This is a genomic window from Aliiglaciecola lipolytica (genome assembly GCF_018860635.1).
Classification (GTDB): domain Bacteria; phylum Pseudomonadota; class Gammaproteobacteria; order Enterobacterales; family Alteromonadaceae; genus Aliiglaciecola; species Aliiglaciecola lipolytica_A.
This window is the reverse complement of record NZ_JAHKPT010000012.1, coordinates 15,112-33,375: the sequence shown is the minus strand read 5'-3', so window position 1 is coordinate 33,375 and position 18,264 is coordinate 15,112. Positions and strand designations below refer to the sequence as shown.

The 18,264-nt window shown below is 40.9% G+C and carries 19 protein-coding genes; 10 read left to right on the top strand and 9 right to left on the bottom strand.

Translation table 11 applies throughout. From position 1 onward, the window contains the following. The first annotated feature begins 60 nt into the window (after nucleotides 1-60). From KO530_RS05770 to KO530_RS05750, 5 genes are all read left to right on the top strand, one after another. On the top strand, nucleotides 61-2,316 hold the full coding sequence (locus tag KO530_RS05770; protein ID WP_216047464.1) for a TonB-dependent receptor: 2,256 nt from the start codon (nucleotides 61-63) through the stop codon (nucleotides 2,314-2,316). A gap of 10 nt (nucleotides 2,317-2,326) precedes the next feature. Continuing rightward, the gene (locus KO530_RS05765) at nucleotides 2,327-3,400 is read left to right on the top strand and encodes a dienelactone hydrolase family protein (RefSeq protein ID WP_216047463.1); all 1,074 of its coding nucleotides are present in this window, start codon (nucleotides 2,327-2,329) and stop codon (nucleotides 3,398-3,400) included. Between the two features lie 21 nt (nucleotides 3,401-3,421). Then, entirely contained in the window at nucleotides 3,422-3,898 is a 477-nt protein-coding gene (locus tag KO530_RS05760; protein ID WP_216047462.1) for a Rid family detoxifying hydrolase, read from the top strand. A gap of 95 nt (nucleotides 3,899-3,993) precedes the next feature. Further along, nucleotides 3,994-4,344: a RidA family protein gene (locus KO530_RS05755; RefSeq protein ID WP_216047461.1), complete on the top strand. Its 351-nt coding sequence runs from the start codon at nucleotides 3,994-3,996 to the stop codon at nucleotides 4,342-4,344. Between the two features lie 75 nt (nucleotides 4,345-4,419). Continuing rightward, nucleotides 4,420-4,818, top strand: a complete 399-nt coding sequence (locus KO530_RS05750; protein WP_216047460.1) for a YkgJ family cysteine cluster protein — start codon at nucleotides 4,420-4,422, stop codon at nucleotides 4,816-4,818. 123 nt (nucleotides 4,819-4,941) lie between these two features. On the opposite strand, the gene cmoB is transcribed toward KO530_RS05750, so the two are convergent. Next, complete coding sequence (cmoB, locus tag KO530_RS05745) at nucleotides 4,942-5,913, bottom strand: tRNA 5-methoxyuridine(34)/uridine 5-oxyacetic acid(34) synthase CmoB (RefSeq protein ID WP_216047459.1); 972 nt, start codon at nucleotides 5,911-5,913, stop codon at nucleotides 4,942-4,944. A 2-nt stretch (nucleotides 5,914-5,915) separates the two neighbouring features. Then, nucleotides 5,916-6,644, bottom strand: a complete 729-nt coding sequence (gene cmoA, locus KO530_RS05740; protein WP_216047458.1) for a carboxy-S-adenosyl-L-methionine synthase CmoA — start codon at nucleotides 6,642-6,644, stop codon at nucleotides 5,916-5,918. Nucleotides 6,645-6,841: 197 nt separating this feature from the next. Between cmoA and KO530_RS05735 the strand changes: the two genes are divergently transcribed. The 3 genes from KO530_RS05735 to KO530_RS05725 all read left to right on the top strand — a co-directional run bounded on the left by KO530_RS05735 (nucleotide 6,842) and on the right by KO530_RS05725 (nucleotide 9,410). After that, complete coding sequence (locus KO530_RS05735) at nucleotides 6,842-7,480, top strand: response regulator transcription factor (protein ID WP_216047457.1); 639 nt, start codon at nucleotides 6,842-6,844, stop codon at nucleotides 7,478-7,480. A 45-nt stretch (nucleotides 7,481-7,525) separates the two neighbouring features. Beyond that, nucleotides 7,526-8,521 carry an adenosine deaminase gene (gene add / locus KO530_RS05730; protein ID WP_216047456.1) on the top strand — a complete coding sequence of 332 codons (996 nt, stop codon included), beginning with the start codon at nucleotides 7,526-7,528 and terminating at the stop codon, nucleotides 8,519-8,521. Nucleotides 8,522-8,663: 142 nt separating this feature from the next. Next, nucleotides 8,664-9,410 (top strand): hypothetical protein, encoded by a 747-nt coding sequence (locus KO530_RS05725; RefSeq protein ID WP_216047455.1) that lies wholly within the window; start codon nucleotides 8,664-8,666, stop codon nucleotides 9,408-9,410. 164 nt (nucleotides 9,411-9,574) lie between these two features. On the opposite strand, the gene fadE is transcribed toward KO530_RS05725, so the two are convergent. The 4 genes from fadE to purM form a co-directional block, all read right to left on the bottom strand. Continuing rightward, nucleotides 9,575-12,037 (bottom strand): acyl-CoA dehydrogenase FadE, encoded by a 2,463-nt coding sequence (fadE, locus tag KO530_RS05720; protein ID WP_216047454.1) that lies wholly within the window; start codon nucleotides 12,035-12,037, stop codon nucleotides 9,575-9,577. Nucleotides 12,038-12,256: 219 nt separating this feature from the next. Next, a complete protein-coding gene (locus KO530_RS05715; RefSeq protein WP_252728898.1) occupies nucleotides 12,257-12,997 on the bottom strand; it encodes a DUF3108 domain-containing protein in 741 nt (246 codons plus the stop codon). Continuing rightward, nucleotides 12,957-13,607 carry a phosphoribosylglycinamide formyltransferase gene (purN, locus tag KO530_RS05710; protein ID WP_216047453.1) on the bottom strand — a complete coding sequence of 217 codons (651 nt, stop codon included), beginning with the start codon at nucleotides 13,605-13,607 and terminating at the stop codon, nucleotides 12,957-12,959. The genes KO530_RS05715 and purN overlap by 41 nt, the downstream gene beginning before the upstream one ends. Then, entirely contained in the window at nucleotides 13,608-14,648 is a 1,041-nt protein-coding gene (gene purM, locus KO530_RS05705; protein ID WP_216047452.1) for a phosphoribosylformylglycinamidine cyclo-ligase, read from the bottom strand. A 245-nt stretch (nucleotides 14,649-14,893) separates the two neighbouring features. On the opposite strand from purM, the gene KO530_RS05700 reads away from it, so the two are divergent. Both KO530_RS05700 and hda read left to right on the top strand, forming a co-directional pair. Further along, nucleotides 14,894-16,003 (top strand): DUF2066 domain-containing protein, encoded by a 1,110-nt coding sequence (locus KO530_RS05700; RefSeq protein WP_216047451.1) that lies wholly within the window; start codon nucleotides 14,894-14,896, stop codon nucleotides 16,001-16,003. 1 nt (nucleotide 16,004) lies between these two features. Next, nucleotides 16,005-16,727 (top strand): DnaA regulatory inactivator Hda, encoded by a 723-nt coding sequence (gene hda / locus KO530_RS05695; RefSeq protein WP_216047450.1) that lies wholly within the window; start codon nucleotides 16,005-16,007, stop codon nucleotides 16,725-16,727. 92 nt (nucleotides 16,728-16,819) lie between these two features. Here the strand turns inward: hda and KO530_RS05690 are convergent, their stop codons facing one another. The 3 genes from KO530_RS05690 to arsC are packed head-to-tail and all read right to left on the bottom strand — an operon-like array spanning nucleotide 16,820 to nucleotide 18,182. Next, nucleotides 16,820-17,242, bottom strand: coding sequence for a DUF2069 domain-containing protein (locus KO530_RS05690; protein ID WP_216047449.1), 423 nt, complete (start codon nucleotides 17,240-17,242; stop codon nucleotides 16,820-16,822). Continuing rightward, on the bottom strand, nucleotides 17,239-17,829 hold the full coding sequence (wrbA, locus tag KO530_RS05685; protein WP_216047448.1) for an NAD(P)H:quinone oxidoreductase: 591 nt from the start codon (nucleotides 17,827-17,829) through the stop codon (nucleotides 17,239-17,241). Before wrbA ends, KO530_RS05690 begins: the two co-directional genes overlap by 4 nt. After that, entirely contained in the window at nucleotides 17,829-18,182 is a 354-nt protein-coding gene (gene arsC, locus KO530_RS05680) for an arsenate reductase (glutaredoxin) (protein ID WP_216047447.1), read from the bottom strand. The genes wrbA and arsC overlap by 1 nt, the downstream gene beginning before the upstream one ends. Nucleotides 18,183-18,264: the final 82 nt, after the last annotated feature.

Genomic DNA, 18,264 nt, shown 5'->3' with positions numbered 1-18,264 from the left:
ACAAAATAGTTAATCTAATTAAATGATTTGTTTTATAAAAAAGAGTAAAAGGAACCTCTAATGAAAAGTCTAGTTACTGATTTACCCAGCAAATTTTCCATTTGTCAAAAAGGCCTGATTACCAGTATCGCATTAGCTTTGTCTTCCAACAGTATCGCTCAACAAACACCGCAAGCGGATACTGACAATGAAGAAGAATATGAAGTCGTTGTTGTTACCGCCCAAAAAAGAACCCAACAATTATCTGAAGTCCCCATCGCAATTTCGTCTTTCAGTGCGTCCAGTATTGAGCAAACTGGGATTACCCAATTAACTGAACTTGCTGATTTCATTCCTAATTTATCCATTACTCGCACCACTGACTTTACCTCGGCCATTACGATTCGTGGGGTAGGGGCGAACAGCCGAAATATCGGTTTTGACACGCGAGTAGGGGTTTATTTGGACGGCGTATATCTTGGTCAGTCTCCAGCTCTAAACCAAGAGTTACTTGATTTAGAACGAGTAGAAGTATTACGCGGACCACAAGGTACCCTGTTTGGTAAAAACACGGTAGCTGGTGCAATTAATTTAATATCCAAAAAGCCGTCTGACGAGCTCGAAGGAAAATTGAGTGCTTCTATAGGTAACATGGGCGCTCGGGAAATTCAGGGCCAGATTAACGTACCCATTTCGGATACCAGTGCGGCTAAATTTTCGGTTACTAAGTTGGATCGTGATGGGTATATCAAAAACCTTACGACAGGCAACGATTTAAACGAGCGTGATGCCTTAGCTTATCGCGGTCAGTTTCGCTCACAACTATCTGACAAGTTAGAGCTTAACTTTAGCGTAGATGGACTGAACACCGAACGCCTATCATTTTTAGGGGAAGCGATTTCCGATACCCTAAGCACTATGCTGGATTTGGCTGCTCCAGAGAAAGATGAAGTCGCCACCACTATAGATACCTTTGAGAAGCGCGATATAGTCGGCGGATCATTAGACTTGTCTTATTCTATGGACAATGGCTACGACATAAAATCAATTACAGCATATCGTGATACCGATATTTTTTATCGTAATGATTCGGATTATGCAGCGGCTGATTTATTGGTGATTGAATATTCTGATCAATATGAGCAGTGGTCTCAAGAATTTCAATTCATCTCTCCACAAAATGATTCCGGCCTTGATTACGTCGCTGGATTGTATTTATACCGTCAAGACGCAGATACTCGACGAGATGCAATCAATGGTGTCCATTCATTCTTGTTTGGGAACGTACCAGGTTCAGTAGTAACCAATACTGGCTTTGTGACAACCGACAGTTATGCCGCTTATTTTAACGGTGGTTATGACCTGAGCGAAGACAGCTCGCTAGCTTTGGGATTGCGCTATACGGATGAGACAAAAGATCTTGATTGGTTGCTAGACGGTTCTGCTTCAGGGATTTTTGGTATTGGTAGTACTGACGGTCAACTGGTCGACTCACGTAGCGACAACTATGTATCTTATGCACTGAGCTTTAACCATGCTTTTAATAAAAACCTAAACGGTTATGCTAAATATTCAACTGGTTTTAAAAGCGGCGGTTATAATCTCGACTTCATCACCAATGCCGACCTCGCAGCGGGTATTCAATTTGATAAAGAAACCGTTGGTAGTGCAGAGTTGGGTTTAAAAGGTAACTTTTACCGTAACAGCTTAATTTTAAACTTCGCAGCATTTAGTTCTGAATTTAAAAACTATCAAGTTAATCAATTTATAGACTTGGGTAATGGTGCATCCTCAATTTCAATCCGTAATGCTGCCAAGGCGAATACCCAAGGTATAGAGCTTGAAATGACTTATAGACCTATTAGCAACCTAGAAATTCAAGCAAGTATGGGATTACTGGACACTGAATTTGATAGCTTTCCCGGTGGCCTAACTGGTGGCGGTAATGCCGAAGGAAAAGATCTAATCAATGCACCAGACAGTAATTTTTCGATTGGTGCTCAGTATATAACTGAAATTAGTTCACTTAACGCTGATTTAACGTTGCGCTTTGATGTTACTCACAGTAGTGGATTTTTTACCACAGTTGATAATGTCAAAACTGCAACGTTGGCCGATGGCACTGTTGTCGATTTTGGCCATGTGAACAGCATCACTCTAGTTAACGCGCGCATAGGTCTACTCGGCACTAACAATGGTTGGGAAGCGTACCTTTGGGGCCGTAACTTAGCTGACGTTCGTGATCCGACTGATAATCGTAAAGACTTTTTCGGTACAGTTACTTCAAATTATCAAGAGCCTCGCACTTACGGTGTAGAAGTGGTTTATAGCTTCTAAGGAGAAAACAATGCGAGTATTTTTGTTGTGTTTAGCATTTGTCACATTTGCTAGTTTATCTCAGGAAAAGAGGCAGCCACCAGCGTTGCCTGATTTTCCAGATTATCCGCCAGTAAGTGAAGTAACGGCGCAGACCAATGGCGATGTTTACTTTTCTTCAGTTACCCCTGGAGATTACAAATGGCTTGTCTTAGCGGAACAAAATCTCGCTGAAACTACCGTAAAAGCGCAATTGTTCTTGCCCGAAGGGGCAAGTGCCAGCAATCCAGTTCCTGCAATGGTAATTATTCACGGCAGTGGGGGAATTCTGCCTAGCCGTGAAATTGCCTATGGTCAATGGATGGCTGATCACGGTATTGCTGGTTTAGTGGTTAATTCCTATGGAGCTCGGGGCGTAACTGACGAAACGCCCTATGGGCTGCGAGTGGCCATTGTCAGCGATGCAGATGAAACTGCTGACGCATACGGTGCGCTAAAATTTCTAAACCAACATCCGGCAATTAATCCCGAAAAAATTGGCTTAATGGGCTTTTCCTATGGCGGAATGGCGACCCGTGCCGCTTTGGACAGTCGAATTCATCAAAATATGGCCGCGAAGGTTTTGCCTTTCGCCTTACATCTAGATTATTACGGCCCATGTCATTTTGATTTACAAACCGCTAAAACTACGGGGGCGCCATTATTTAGCTTACGTGGGGCAGAAGACAAATCAAATGACTTGGAGGCCTGTGCACGTCTTGAGAATCGTTTAAGAGACGCAGGTTCCGCAATTGGCAGTACTATCTTTCCAAGTGCTGGACATGGCTGGGAAATGGCTACACCAAGACAATTCATCGCCACCTTAAATCCAGCACCCTGTAATCAAGTTTTGTTGGAAAACGGTGATTGGCAAATAGACGGTAAAACAATTACTGTGCCTGATGAACTAAGTCGCCAAGAAAAGTATCTTTTCCGACTCGGCTTATTAGGACAAATGAAACAGTCTTGTATGTCTGAGGGATATATCATGGGACAAGATAAACAAACCCATGGATTATCTAATTTGCTACTTTCCCAATATACCTCAGCCTATTTATTAAATTAATCTCAGCACAATGGAGTTGCTATGAAATCGTTTTCGACTGTAATCTTTGTTTTATGTAGTTTGCTATTGTTGTTTCCAATTAGCAGTCACGCCAATCCACAATCTAGCAACAGCATAAAACGTCTTAGTTCTGAGCAATTTAAACAGTTAAATTTGCCCTTTTCCCAAGCAGTAGAAGCGAATGGGATCTTATATTTATCAGGCGAGTTAGGTGTGATCCCCGGCCAACTTAAACTAGTGGAAGGGGGCGTGGTAGCCGAAACACATCAAGCTCTGCAAAATATTAAGGCAACCTTAGAGAGATTTGGTTCAGGCATGGACAAAGTGATCAAATGCACCTTGTTCTTAGCTGATATTAACGAATGGGGGGATGTCAACAAAGTCTATATTGAGTATTTCAAAGAGTCTCTACCTGCTCGCAGTGCCGTTGCTGGTAGCGGTCTAGGTTTAGGCGGTAGGGTTGAAATTGAATGTATGGCTTTGGCCGCAGACGCATAAAAATCGGAACCGGCGGCTGGTTATTTGACATTTAAGTTTAGCCAGTCGTTGTGTTATTCTCGCCCGCATTCAAACCTGCCAAACAAACATACACTATGATAGAAAGAATCGAAAGCACCCCGCGGATGAGCCGCATTGTTAAACATAACGGCACCATTTACTTATGTGGGCAAGTCTGCAAAGACGCTGAAAAAGATATTACTGAACAAACAACTACTATGTTGGAAAAAGTCGACGAGCTTTTACATAAAGCAGGAAGCGATAAAAATCACATATTGTCAGCAACCATTTATGTCAAAGATATGAGTTACTTTTCTGCGATGAATGCCGTATGGGATGCATGGGTTCCAGAAGGCCACGCACCGGCTCGTGCCTGTGTTGCTGCAAAAATGGCAAGAGAAGCGCTGTTGGTCGAAATATCAGTGGTTGCAGCAGAAAAAAGTTAAGCACAAGTTTTACGCCGCGCGTAATCTATATTTTTGTTAGACTAGCGCGCTATATCGATTATAAATTAGTAAATAATGAAAGATTGTAATCAATGCGGAAAGTGCTGTATTAAATACGGCGGTGGCGATCTTAGCGCGAGTAAAGAAGAAATTGATTTGTGGGAAATATTTAACCCCGAGATATTTGAATACGTTAAGAATAATCAAATATGGTTCGATCCTGAGTCGGGAAACAGATTGAAAACCTGCCCATTCTTGGAAATCGAGCCTCAACAAAACCCGCTTTCCAGCGAAAAGTATAGCTGTAGCATTTACCAAAATAGACCAGAAGATTGTCGCCATTATCCCAGTCTTATTTCAGAAATGATAAGGGATGAATGTGAAATGATTGAAGTTAAAGATTTAACTAATCAAAAGCAGGCGCAAAAGAAACTTGATGTTCTGATGCAAGATAGTCGCCCTGCAAACGGTTAATAAGCTGGCAATCACAAATAGGTGATTGCGCTTAATGATTTCACTCGCTAAGTTTGCGCAGAACATGTGTTGAAGTGGCGTTAAGCCTAGCGTTTGTATCTGCAGTTATCCCTAATTACATACTTAAACCGTTGCCGTGAGCACTGCTCGAATGGGGGCAGGGTAGCCCTCAATCGTTTTTGTATGATCGTTGGGGTCGAGAAAATCAGCTAATGATTGACTGTCCATCCACTCTGTTTTGCGTTGTTCATCTAAACTTGTAGGTCCTACATCAACCACTTTTACATGTTTAAAGCCAACTCGTTGCAACCACACAGTTAGCGCCTTTGTACTGGGCAAAAACCACACATTACGCATTTGCGCATAACGTTCACCGGCCATTAATACGCTGTGCTCATCCCCCTCAACTACCAGCGTTTCTAGGACCAATTGTCCACCAGGTCGCAGTTGCTGTTTAAGTTGTTGTAAAAAATCAATGGGGCTACGTCTATGATATAAAACACCCATAGAGAAAACCGTATCGAAGGCTTTTAAATCAGGGAGTTGTTCTACGCCAATGGGTAACAAATGAATGTTAGGGTTAGGATTAAAATGTTTAATGACCTGAAATTGCATTAAAAACAATTGCGTTGGGTCTATGCCTACAACAAAGTTTGCATCTTCCCCAAGCATCCGCCACATATGGTATCCACTGCCGCAACCAATATCTAATACTGTCCTGCCTGCGAGGGGGGCAATATGGGGCAGCACACGGTCCCACTTCCAGTCTGAACGCCATTCTGTATCAATAAAAATATCATGAATATAAAATGGACCTTTGCGCCAAGGTTTAAACTGTTTTAACAAACCGGTTATTTGGCGTTTGGTGTATTCATCAATATCGTCTGCAGTACCCATTCTAACCGCTTCTTTCAAATCGGTCTGTGACACATTAGTTTGCGGAAGTTTGCTTAGCAATTTTTGCCATTTGGCATAATCACCATGTAACTGCTGCTTTTCCCAAGCCGAAATTTGCGCGGGCAATACTTCTAGCCAATCACTTAATTGAGTCTGTGCAATAAGCGCATAAAATTGTTTAAACCAGTCATGAGCCATACTTATTTAACCACCAACATTGAAGTGAAATTGAAGCAACAAAACCACATCACAAAATTCTTAAAGCCCGCATTGGCCAACCTATTTTGATGGGTAGGTATGGAATCAATTAGCATGACGTTTTCAATTGCAGAGCGTTTTTGACTTATTTCCAATTCGCTGTATCCGTTATTTCGTTTAAATTCGTGATGTAAATCAATCACTAGTTCATTGGCTAAGCTGTTTTCATGACTAATTTTTTCAGACAGCACAAGAACCCCGCCAGGTTTCATCCCAGAGTAGATTTTTTGGATTAGAAAATCTCGTTGATTCGGAGGGATAAACTGCATAGTGAAATTCAGCACAACTACCGAGGCGTTGCTAATCTCAAAATCAAGAATATCATCACAGTATACATTTACCGGTATGTCAGATTTAAATGCGTTAAGGTGCAGTAGGCATTTATCTACCATTGCCTGAGAGTTATCAACGGCTATGATTTTACAGTCCGATTGTTTAACACTGCGACGCATGGCTAAACTCGCAGCACCTAACGAACAGCCTAAGTCGTATAGATTACTGTCTTGCTGAGCAAAGCGATTGGCAATTAAACCTATATTATCGATAATGGTGCTGTAACCCGGTACCGAACGTTGGATCATATCTGGAAATACTTGCGCAACTGCTTCATCAAAACAGAAATCGTTTACTTTTGATTTTGGTTGCGAGTATATCGCGTCTTTTTGGCTCATCGTTTTTAACTCACAAACACGATTAAAGAAAATTTTCGGCAATTCTACCTGTGGCGATCGGTGTAAGCAAATCGAGCTAAAACTTTGAATATTTGAATACAACTGTAAAAACTTAGTTTAAACTTATCAAAATATAGACTAAAGTCTAAGCGTAATTTTGACGATATATTAATAATTAAAAATACAAGGGAAGTTTCATGCCAAAATTTCTAATAGCGGATGACCATCCGTTATTCAGAGAAGCATTAAAAGGTGCTTTGACTCCTTTATATGAGGAAGTGCAATTCGTTGAATCAGATGGGCTTGAAACAACGTTAGAGTCAATCCAAGCTTGTTCGGATATTGATATCATACTGCTTGATTTAAGCATGCCAGGCTGTGAAAAATTTTATGGGGTTATTCGTGTTTGTGGAGATTTCCCTGACATCCCTGTGATTGTTATTTCTGCTAGCGATCATCCCAAGATAATCTCTCAGGCCCTTGGTTACGGCGCAAAGGGCTTTGTTTCAAAATCAGCTGCTGTTGCATCCATTGCAGAGGCAATAGATACCGTTCTTGAAGGTGGTACTTGGGTACCTGAAGATTTGAAAAGTAGTATCGATAGCATATCTGGTGAGCAGCAAGAGATTGCATTGATGGTTGCCGAGTTAACCCCAAAGCAGTTTCAGGTGCTGAATTATTTGCAAGAAGGCTTGCTTAACAAACAAATCGCTTATGATATGGATGTGACTGAAGCAACTGTTAAAGCGCACACTAGTGCCATATTTAAGAAGTTGAAAGTTAACACCAGAACGCAAGCTGTATTGTTAGTTGAAAAGTTGCAGTCTAATATTTAGATATTCCGAAAACTCAAATTTAACTAATTTTTCAAGGTCTTTTTGATGATAGATTATGCTTTGCCATTAGTTGATTTGCATCGGCATTTAGATGGTAATATTCAACCCCATACAATATGGGAACTTGCCCAAAAACATCATATTCAATTACTTGCTAACACGTTGCAAGAAGTGGAACAGTTAACCCAGATTAATGATAAAACCAGTGATCTGTTGGCTTTTCTGGCAAAACTTGATGTGGGTGTGTCAGTTTTGGCTGACTATGACGCTTGTTATAAAGTGGCATATGAGAATATGCGAGATGCTAAGAATAGTCGCTTAGATTACGTTGAATTGCGCTTTTCTCCTTACTACATGGCTAAATCTCACGATTTGAATATGGTTGATCTGATTGCCGCTGTTATTGATGGGGTCAGAGCCGGCGAAAAAGACTTTGCTGTGAAAGCCAATTTAATTGGCATATTGAGTCGCACCTTTGGTGCACAAACTTGTATGCAAGAACTTGATGCTTTATTGGCTTACCAAGACGACCTAGTTGCACTAGATTTAGCTGGCGATGAATTGGGTTATCCTGCTGAATTATTTATGGATCATTTTGTAAAGGCCAGAGATGCAGACTGGCACATTACCGTCCACGCCGGAGAAGCAGATGGTCCACAAAGTATTTGGAATGCGATATACAAGCTAGGCGCTTCTCGGATTGGTCATGGTGTTACTGCTGTGCAAGATGAAAAGCTGTTGGCGTATATGGCAGATAATAAAATTGCGATTGAGTCTTGCCCAACATCGAACTATCAAACCGCTACTGTAAAAAATTTAAAAAAACATCCGATGGCGACATTTTTAAAGCACAATGTTTTAGTCACTTTAAACACTGATGATCCTGCCGTTTCAAATATTGATATTGCCCATGAATACCAGATTGCGCATGAAGTTTTAGGGATATCAGAGCAGCAATTAAAAACCATCCAACTGAATGGGGTTAAAGCTGCTTTTTTAAGTGACGATGAGAAAAAAGCATTGTTAAATAAAGGCGTATAAGGGTCAGAGCATTCCGCTTAGCGTTAGCTTAAACCCAAGGTTGCGAATAATACAATTCAACAGTAGTAAAATCCCTAAGGTTTGGCATCTGCTAAAACAATCCTAGTTTTATGGCAACTAATGATAGGTTGCCCATGAAAATTTGCATGTAAAATATGACAGGTCCAAGCCTTCTATGAAATCAATTCTATTGTTAAACATCCTCGTTTTTATTGGGTTAATCAGCGGGTGCGCGTCGCAACCAAAGGTTTATATTTACGGCAAATACCTCGATAAACAACAAACTAATGAACTCAATGAAGCGTTAACGGCACGCAATTTTTTAGTTGAGTTTAATGATTTCGATTTTCCCACCTCGATTACCCAAAATACCATCTTGTATTCATTATTATTAGAGGATGCTGAAACATTAACGGTTGCACAAAACATATTTGAACAATTAGATATAGCTGTCGATAATGTGCAAGGTTTGACGAAAGGGAACCATTGGTACACGAAAAACTCGCTAGCTTTATTTGTATTTCCAGCTGAAACAAATCTTCATAGCGGTGTATTTAAGCAAGATCTTGCACAAACTTATCAGCTTGAAGTAAACGAAGATTGCCAATTGAAGGCTGATTTAGAATTGAAGCCCAATGGCAAATACCGTTTTATTATCGATAATCCCGCTACACAGCTTAACAAATATTTACAGGGCGATTGGCTTTATCGGCAATATCCATATTTAGAACTTCGTCCTGATAAGGAACCTTATAGTTCAGGGTATTTTCAGATTTCTAAAATCTCAGAGCAGGATCAGATCAGTAAAATTGATTTTATCCGTTTAACGGCTATTGAGTCTAAAGTTGTTCCTGCTGGTTGCACGCTAGAATTCGGCCTCCGCTATTAACCATTAGCAATGGGGGAGTTTTAATCTGGTTAATTTGTTAGCGCGAGGATGAACGCAGGTTTGTAGGTTTTAAGCTGACAAAAAAATCCCACTTAGTAAGTGGGATTTTTAGTTCTAGGCATATTTTCAGTTCTAGACAGTTTTTCTAGTTGCTAAAAAGTGCTTTAGCTTGCCTTGCTGCGGGGCTTTCTTTTAGGTTTGAGTAGGGTTTTATCAGCCATTAGCTCTTCAGGTGCAAAATCGTCAACGTTGATAGTATCTAATCTGCCTTGTTCAGCCCGTGCCATTAATTCAGACTCTTCTTCGGTTAGCACGCCCAATTCCAATCCTTTTTTGCCTACTTCATTTAGCTGCGTAAATGGATAGCGCTCATCTGCAGCTTTACACACTTTGTCATACAGTGGTTCAGCGGCTAAAATGTCATCTAAAATTTGCTCCAATTTACCCATAGGATTGCCTTCGTCACGACCTAGGTATTGACCTTCAGCTAGACGATTACGGGCCTCACCTGGGGTTTGTAAAAGGGTGGCAATTTTATGATCCAATTCATCACCAGGTTTGGTGAAACTCTTACCAAACGGCATAATAATCGCCCGCAAGAAATAACCTAAAACTTTATTGGGGAAGTTATGCAATAACTCATCAATAGCCGTTTCCAATGAATAAAGACTGTCTTGCATTGCCCGGTGTAACAGCACTAAGTCTTCTTTTTGACGACCTTGGTCATCAAACTTTTTAAGGGTAGCTGATGCTAAGTAAAGATAGCTTAAAATATCCCCTAAGCGCGCTGAAAGTCTTTCTTTGCGTTTTAACTCACCGCCAAGAACAGCCATTGCAACATCTGATAATAATGCCATATTGGCACTGTAGCGCTTCATTGCTTTGTAGTATTTACTGGTTTCATCATCAAAAGGCGCATCGGCCGTGATTGCTCCTGTTAACGAATACCACCAACTTCTGAAGAAGTTACTCATTGCAAAACCAATATGACCAAACACTGCATGATCAAATTCTGCTAAGGCTTCACTTTCATCTTCTTTACCTGCGGCATACATTTCTTTTAACACAAATGGATGGCAGCGTATTGCGCCTTGCCCATAAATCATCATGTTACGGGTCAAAATGTTTGCACCTTCAACGGTAATTGAAATAGGTGTTCCTTGATAAGCTCTACCCAAATAATTATTTGGACCAAGCATTATGCCTTTGCCGCCGTGAACATCCATGGAATCGTTTACTACTGAACGGATATTTTCGGTTAAGTGATACTTACAAATCGCTGAAATGACAGAGGGTTTTTCGCCTAAATCGACACCTTTTGTGGATAGACTTGTTACAGCATCCATCATATATGCGTTTGAGCCGATACGACCAAGCATTTCTTCGATGCCCTCCATTTTACCCACAGGAATTTTGAATTGGCGACGAATTCGCGCGTAAGCGCCCGTTGCTAGGGCAATTGATTTTGTAGCACCGGCAGCTGTTGAGGGCAGGGTGATACAACGTCCCACCGATAAACACTCAACCAACATACGCCAGCCTTGGCCAGCCATTTCTGCACCACCAATTATGTAGTCTAGTGGAACGAAGATGTCGGTGCCTTTCAAAGGCCCATTTTGGAATGGGATATTTAAAGGAAAGTGTCGATTACCAATTTCTAACCCCTTTGTATCGCGCGGGATTAAGGCACAGGTAATTCCTAAATCTGACTCACCACCCAACAGACCTTCTGGATCTGTCATCTTGAAAGCTAAGCCAATTACGGTGGCGACGGGAGCTAAGGTAATATAGCGTTTATCAAAGGTAAGCTTCATACCAATGATTTCTTCGCCTTGCCAAGTGCCTTTGCACACTACACCAGTATCTGGAATAGCGCCTGCATCTGAGCCTGCTTCTCTACCGGTTAACGCAAAACAAGGTATTTCTTCCCCAGTAGCGAGACGCGGTAAGTAGTGATCTTGTTGTTCAGTGGTACCATAGTGTTGTAACAGTTCGCCAGGACCTAAAGAGTTGGGTACACCAACGGTAGTAGCCAAAACCGCATTACAACCTGATAACTTTTGTAATATTCTGGATTGCGCATAGGCGGAAAATTCCAAACCACCGTATTTCTTTTTGATGATCATGGCGAAGAATTTGTTGTCTTTAAGAAACTGCCAAGTTTCAGGCGATAAATCGGCCCGAGTGTGGTGCACTTCCCAGTCATCAACCATACGACAGGCTTCTTCAACAGGCCCATCTAAAAATGCTTGCTCTTCCGCACTTAAAACTGCTTTTGGAATGGCATGCAATTTTCTCCAATCAGGATTACCACTGAAGATTTCACCGTCCCACCAAACAGTACCGGCATCAATTGCTTCTTTTTCAGTAGTGGACATTTCAGGCATGATTTTACGATACATATCGAGCATTGGCTGTGTCATGTATTGCTTTCTAACAGATTCCATATTCAACGGAATCGCAATGCCTAAAAACACTAACCAAGTGAAAAAGCCAACATATCCAAAGGTAGTTGCAAGTAGCAACACTAAGCCAACAATTACACAGGCGTTAAGTAACCTCAATCGGAGAAAACTGACTACGCCTACAGCACCGATAACGGTGACTAACCACAATATAATATTCATTCTAAAGACCTTTTTCTGACCAAGAAGTAAAAATATGCCTGTTTTTGATGGAGATCAAATGCATTCATCTTATAGCTAATTATAAGCATGGCTATATTACTGATGTTTTCAAGGCTAATTTGCTATTTAGAGGGTTTCCTTGAGTGAAAAATAAGCATTCAAAAGTAATTGAATGCTATTTATCACGTTTCTTGTACGTTATTGCTAACGAAATGGATGTTAGTTACTTGCCGCAGCTGTTGTAAAAGCAGAAAGCTGGATGTCGCCTTGTTCTTCGCCATCCTTAAATTGCTTCAATCTCACTAATTGATAGCCGAGTGATGGGGCAAACCATGCGTAGGTTTCGCGAGTGGAATTAGGACGGACTATTTTAACTTTAACACCTTCTAGTAAACCATAAGGAAGAGAAAGCTGCTCAGTTGACATCACAACTAAATTGTATTGTTTTAATTCGCCGCGATAGTTCAGCAGATTGTACTGTAATTCTTTTTTACCGGCAGCAAGCTGCAGTTGTATGTCTAACCGGTAAAGTTGGTTATCGAATTCATCATGCCACTGTACGCTGGATTCATTATTGATTTTGATGGAGTTTTTTTGCCGATCAAATTGAGCGACTAAACTTTTGTCAGAACCGAAACCGGTGCGTTCGTAACTGTATTTGAAGGGAATAATGTTATCGTCATTAAAGCTAAATAAACTCACTTCTGTGCGTTTATCGGATAAAAAGAACATTGAAACCTTAGACTGATAAGATAAGCGAAAACGTTGACGACCAAGAGACTCAAGTTTTAAGTTCGCGGTACCTAGTTCTTTACCAAAACGAAATGCTTTGTAATGGGCATCAAATTCGGTTAATTCGGCAGCGTGTACGCTAGCACCCAAGTTGAGGCAGAATAATACTATTCCCCATAACAAGCATTTAATCAGTCGCATATCCGTTTTGTGGAAGTTCCTGTCCATCTAATACTGCCTTATTGTTGATCATCATTAATCGCTGCTTACAAAACCAGTCTACAACAAGTGGATATATATTTCGCTCTTGTTGCTGGACCCTTTCGGCTAATTCAGCAGCTGTATCATGCTCAAAAACTGGTACTTTGGATTGAATAATCACAGGACCACCATCAAGTTCTGGTGTCACGAAGTGCACGGATGCACCATGTTCCAAGTCTTTTGCATCAATGGCTTTTTGATGGGTATTTAAACCTTTGTATTTAGGTAACAAAGAAGGGTGGATATTGATCATCCTGCCACTGAAGCTAGTTACAAATTGTTCGGTTAAAATACGCATAAAGCCAGCGAGTACCACTAAGTCAGGTGAGTATTTATCTATTGCTGCTTTTAAAGCTTGGTCATATTCAACACGGCTGTCAAACTCTCGGTGATTAACACAAAGTGCATCGATTCCGGCATTTTCTGCTCGTTGTAAGCCAAACGCAGAGGGTTCATTGGAAATAACCGCTGTGACTTTTGCTAAATCAGTTTTGTCACTGAAATAGTCGATAATGGCCTGTAAATTAGAACCATTACCGGAGACTAATACAACGATTGATTTTGCTGAACGACTCAATTAAACAATCTCAACTTGTTCTTGTTGCTCACCGCATTCAGCGATTTCACCTAGTACCCAAGCATTTTCGCCCAGTTCATTTAGGTAATTTACCGCTGCTTGCGCTTCTGCTTGTGGTAATACAATCATCAGACCAACACCACAGTTAAAAGTTCGGAACATTTCGTGGTCGGTGATATTTCCATTTTCTTGAAGCCAATCAAAAATGGCAGGTCTTGTCCAACTGTTGCGCTGAACTACTGCTTTTGCATTGTCAGGTAATACCCGAGGAATGTTTTCCCAGAAACCACCACCGGTGATATGAGAAATAGCATGAACACTGTGCTTTTCTAACAAAGCTAAGACAGATTTAACGTAAATCCGTGTGGGTTCGAGCAAGTGATCAGCAATAGTACTGTCTGCAAAGGGGGTTTCTGGATCTGTACCACTGACTTCCAGTACTTTTCTGACTAAAGAATAGCCATTTGAATGAGGACCTGAAGAGGCAAGGGCAATGATTGCATCGCCAGGAGCAACTTTACTACCGTCGATTACTTGATCGGCTTCAACAACACCTACACAAAAACCAGCCACATCGTAATCGTTACCGTGGTACATGCCAGGCATTTCAGCGGTTTCGCCACCAATCAGTGCACAGCCAGATAATTCGCAACCTGCACCTATGCCGCTGACCACTTCGGTAGCCGTATCTACATCAAGCTTACCGGTTGCGTAATAGTCTAAAAAGAATAATGGCTCTGCACCTTGAACAATCAAATCGTTAACGCACATAGCAACCAAATCGATGCCGATACCAAAATGACGTTTAAGATCCATCGCTAGTCTTAATTTGGTACCTACACCATCGGTGCCTGATACGAGTAAAGGAGAACGATACTTTTGAGGAATTGAGCACAATGCACCGAAACCTCCCAAGCCGCCTTTCACTTCTGGGCGGTGAGTTTTTTTGGTCACGGACTTGATTCGTTCTACCAGTTGATTTCCTGCATCAATATCGACGCCTGCGTCTTTATAGCTCAGAGATGGGTTAGAATCGCTCACAATATTCCTCAGTAAAAAATTTTTGCGGATTTTATCAGTATGACAAAAGAAAAGGTACTGTAAATCGAGGTATTTTCTATCTAGACAGTAAACATCGTCAATCAAGAGGTTATTTTTATCTGATAAATATTGCCAAATCGCTTGAAAAACGTACGGTAAAGGCAAACAAGCTTTAAACAAATGGTGAAATTTTAATTTAGATCTATGACAATACCGCTTTGAATTTTCAAGAGTGTTTAATACTAATGCGTTGTCTGCTGTTTTTAACATTGTTAATGGTCGCCCAACTTAATTGGGTAAACGCCGCTGTTGTCGAGGGTTTGTACAATGCGTCTGTTGTGGTTTCAGACCAATCTACGAATGCGCAGAAAAAGGCGGTTAAGCAGGCCCTAGCAGAAGTATTGGTTAAAGTTAGCGGCAATCGCGCGTTATTAAATGATCAAGAAATTAAATCGTATTTAAACAATGCACAAAATATTTTGTTGTCGTACGCTTATGAATCAACACCTGAAGGCTTACTTTATAAAGCTGAATTTGATGTCAATAAAGTGGAAAGTGTTCTACGTTCAACAGGATTTTCCATTTGGGGTAAGCATCGACCGCAAACACTTGCATGGATAGCGATTGAAGAAAAAGGCACAAATTCCCGTAAATTATTGACAGACAGCATTCATCAAAACTTGATAGAGATGGCAAAAGAAACAGCTCAACGTCGGGGAATAGAAGTTGCTTTTCCGGTGATGGATTTAACGGATATCCAACAGGTAAGTGTTTACGATGTTTGGTCGAGCTATACCCAAAATTTAGTCCAAGCCAGTGAGCGTTATGACACCGAATATGTGATGTCAGGGCGTTTATTCTATCGCGATGAGCAGCCCGTTGTTAATCAGTTTGAAGGTGATCCTGAAATACAACCAGAACCTAAAAAACTCGACGTTTGGGTTCTCGAATGGATAATAACTCGACGGGGAGCATTTGATTCTGGTGAAGTGGAAGCTAGTTCCCCTGAACTTGCAATGCAAAAAGCGATTGATATGGTGGCCGATGAGCTAGCTGCTAAATATGCTATTGAAGCTGTGGCTGGGAACTCAGTTGAAAACAAAACGGAAATTGTAATCGGCAATATTTCATCTCTAACTACTTATATGGAAGTTCTCAACTTTTTAAACAACTTATCAGTGGTTATCGACGTTAGATTGATTGAACAGCAAGGTAGTTTCTCTACTTTTGAGTTAGAGTTATTTGGTGCCAAAGAAAATCTTGACGAAGCGTTTAGGTTAGACAACAGAATGCAAAGTCCAATGGATGATTTTAGCCAACATGTAGTCAATAAACCCTATTTTTGGAGACCTTAATTTGGTTGGCGATCAGTTACCAAAACAAATTTCTTTAGATGTTGATTTGCCTGACGAACAGACATTCGACTCTTTGGTCGTTGGCAGTAATTCGTTAATTTATCAACATTGCGGTTTGCTTGTTGAACAAAACGACTCCACTGAATTGCCTTTTCTGACCTATATTTCAGGGGCTGCGGGTACGGGGAAAAGTCATTTGTTAGTGGCGATGTCACACAATGCAGCACAACAACAAAAATCCCACTTTTATTTGGCATTAGATGCCTCTCTTCGCTATCCCCATACTATTTTAGATGGAATGGAAAACATTCAGTTGTTGTGCATAGATAACATTCAACATATTCAGCACAGTGAAGATTGGCAAAGAGCGTTGTTCGATTTAATTAATCGTATTCGTGAAACCCAACACTGTAAACTTGTGGTGAGCTGTGATCGTGGACCTAAACAACTGCAATTTGAGTTAGCTGATTTGGTCTCACGTTTGGCTTGGGGAATTAGCTTTAGTTTAGCGCCACTAGATGATCAAGATGCGTGCGAAGCCTTAAATATTAAGGCCAAGCAGCGCGGTATCAGTATCTCCCGTGAATCACTGCAATTTCTGATCAGTCATGCTAAACGAGATATGCATAGCCTTGTCGCTGCCCTAGATGAATTGCAGTTTCAAGGCATTCAAGAAAAACGTAAAATTAGTATTCCCTTCATTAAACAAGTGCTTGAACTTTAATTGTTCAGTTTATCTTGGCCAATTAGCAACTAAATCATTAATCACTTTTAAACCACTAACCATTTCTCTGTAAACATCAAATGCTAAGCGGTTTATTTTCCGAATGTGGCTTTTTCTTTAGCCATTTCATCTTTCAATTTTGGAATGCTTAATCCTAATTCTTTACCTCTAAGACGTGCATAAAAGCTGCAACCAATAAACATTCCAACACTTAAAACAATCTCGATTAACGCATAATAACGTTCATTTTCTACCGCGTAAAAGCTGGTGAGGCCATGCATGATATAAAACATGACAATAAAATTGGCCCACGCATGGGTATAAGGTTTGCCCCTTAAAATCCCCGACATTGGTAACAACAATGGGATGGTCCAAACAAAGGTTAGAAAAATTTCAAATTGTTCACTTCTGCCTGTGGGGTTCGCCAACAGGAGATGCCAGATTGGAACCCATATTAACAACAATAGGTAACTTACTAAGGCTAATTTTCGATAAATACTGGTTGGAATTTTCATTTTTGTCCTAGTTTTTGCGCTAACATGGCAAGTCGTTTTCCCTGTGCAATGCACAGTGATTGTTCGTCTTGACTTAATATCGATTTGTTTTGCAAACTAACGTGGGTCACGCCATAGGGAGTTCCGCCGGTTACGGTGGAATGTAACTCGGGTTCAGAATAGGGCAGACCACTTATTAGCATGCCGTGATGCAATAACGGGATCATCATGGTTAATAATGTAGACTCTTGCCCACCGTGCATACTGCTAGAGGAGGTAAACACACATCCTGGCTTACCATTTAGATTGGCTGACAACCACAATGAAGAGGTTGAGTCCCAAAAGTGTTTCATAGCACTACTCATATTGCCAAAACGAGTCGGGCTGCCGAGAGCTAAACCACTGCAGTTCGCAAGTTCGTCCAAGCTCACATAAGGATCACCTGATTCAGGGACGGCCTGCTGGCTAAAATCTATGCCTGTGGCTACCTTAGGCACAGTGCGCACTATCACATCAGCGCCTTGCATCTGAGCACCTAAGGCTATTTTATTGGCTAAATTTCGGGTAGCGCCATGTAGGCTATAATACAAAACTAAAATGGGACCCACTAGAGAATTTCCAGCACAGCTTCTGGTGGTCGTCCGATTTTAGCTTGTGTGTTATTCACCACAATAGGACGCTCAATAAGCTTAGGGTAGGTGGCCATTGCCGCGATTAACTGGGCTTTGGTAACACTGTCTTCACCGAGATTATTATCCGTGTAGTCTTTTTCTTTCACGCGCATCATTTTTCGTGGATCATCGATATTCAATTGCTCCATGAGTTGTTCGATTTGCGAAACCGTTAATGGCGTCTTTAAATATTCAATTATTTCCGGCTGATAACCTTTTTCGGTTAACAACTCTAATGTTTGACGACTCTTGCTACAGCGAGGATTATGATAAATTCGTAAGTTTTGCATAATATGATTACTTTTCATTGCCAATTAAATTGCAGTATTCTAAAGGTTAATGCACAACGGCAACAAATGTTATTTGGATTTG

Excerpts from the sequence above, each read along its gene's own strand:
- KO530_RS05770 (WP_216047464.1), top strand. The coding sequence starts at position 61 with ATGAAAAGTCTAGTTACTGATTTACCCAGCAAATTTTCCATTTGTCAA.
- KO530_RS05765 (WP_216047463.1), top strand. The coding sequence starts at position 2,327 with ATGCGAGTATTTTTGTTGTGTTTAGCATTTGTCACATTTGCTAGTTTA.
- KO530_RS05760 (WP_216047462.1), top strand. The coding sequence starts at position 3,422 with ATGAAATCGTTTTCGACTGTAATCTTTGTTTTATGTAGTTTGCTATTG.
- KO530_RS05755 (WP_216047461.1), top strand. The coding sequence starts at position 3,994 with ATGATAGAAAGAATCGAAAGCACCCCGCGGATGAGCCGCATTGTTAAA.
- KO530_RS05750 (WP_216047460.1), top strand. The coding sequence starts at position 4,420 with ATGAAAGATTGTAATCAATGCGGAAAGTGCTGTATTAAATACGGCGGT.
- cmoB (WP_216047459.1), bottom strand. The coding sequence starts at position 5,913 with ATGGCTCATGACTGGTTTAAACAATTTTATGCGCTTATTGCACAGACT.
- cmoA (WP_216047458.1), bottom strand. The coding sequence starts at position 6,644 with ATGAGCCAAAAAGACGCGATATACTCGCAACCAAAATCAAAAGTAAAC.
- KO530_RS05735 (WP_216047457.1), top strand. The coding sequence starts at position 6,842 with ATGCCAAAATTTCTAATAGCGGATGACCATCCGTTATTCAGAGAAGCA.
- add (WP_216047456.1), top strand. The coding sequence starts at position 7,526 with ATGATAGATTATGCTTTGCCATTAGTTGATTTGCATCGGCATTTAGAT.
- fadE (WP_216047454.1), bottom strand. The coding sequence starts at position 12,037 with ATGAATATTATATTGTGGTTAGTCACCGTTATCGGTGCTGTAGGCGTA.
- KO530_RS05715 (WP_252728898.1), bottom strand. The coding sequence starts at position 12,997 with ATGGACAGGAACTTCCACAAAACGGATATGCGACTGATTAAATGCTTG.
- KO530_RS05700 (WP_216047451.1), top strand. The coding sequence starts at position 14,894 with ATGCGTTGTCTGCTGTTTTTAACATTGTTAATGGTCGCCCAACTTAAT.
- KO530_RS05690 (WP_216047449.1), bottom strand. The coding sequence starts at position 17,242 with ATGAAAATTCCAACCAGTATTTATCGAAAATTAGCCTTAGTAAGTTAC.
- arsC (WP_216047447.1), bottom strand. The coding sequence starts at position 18,182 with ATGCAAAACTTACGAATTTATCATAATCCTCGCTGTAGCAAGAGTCGT.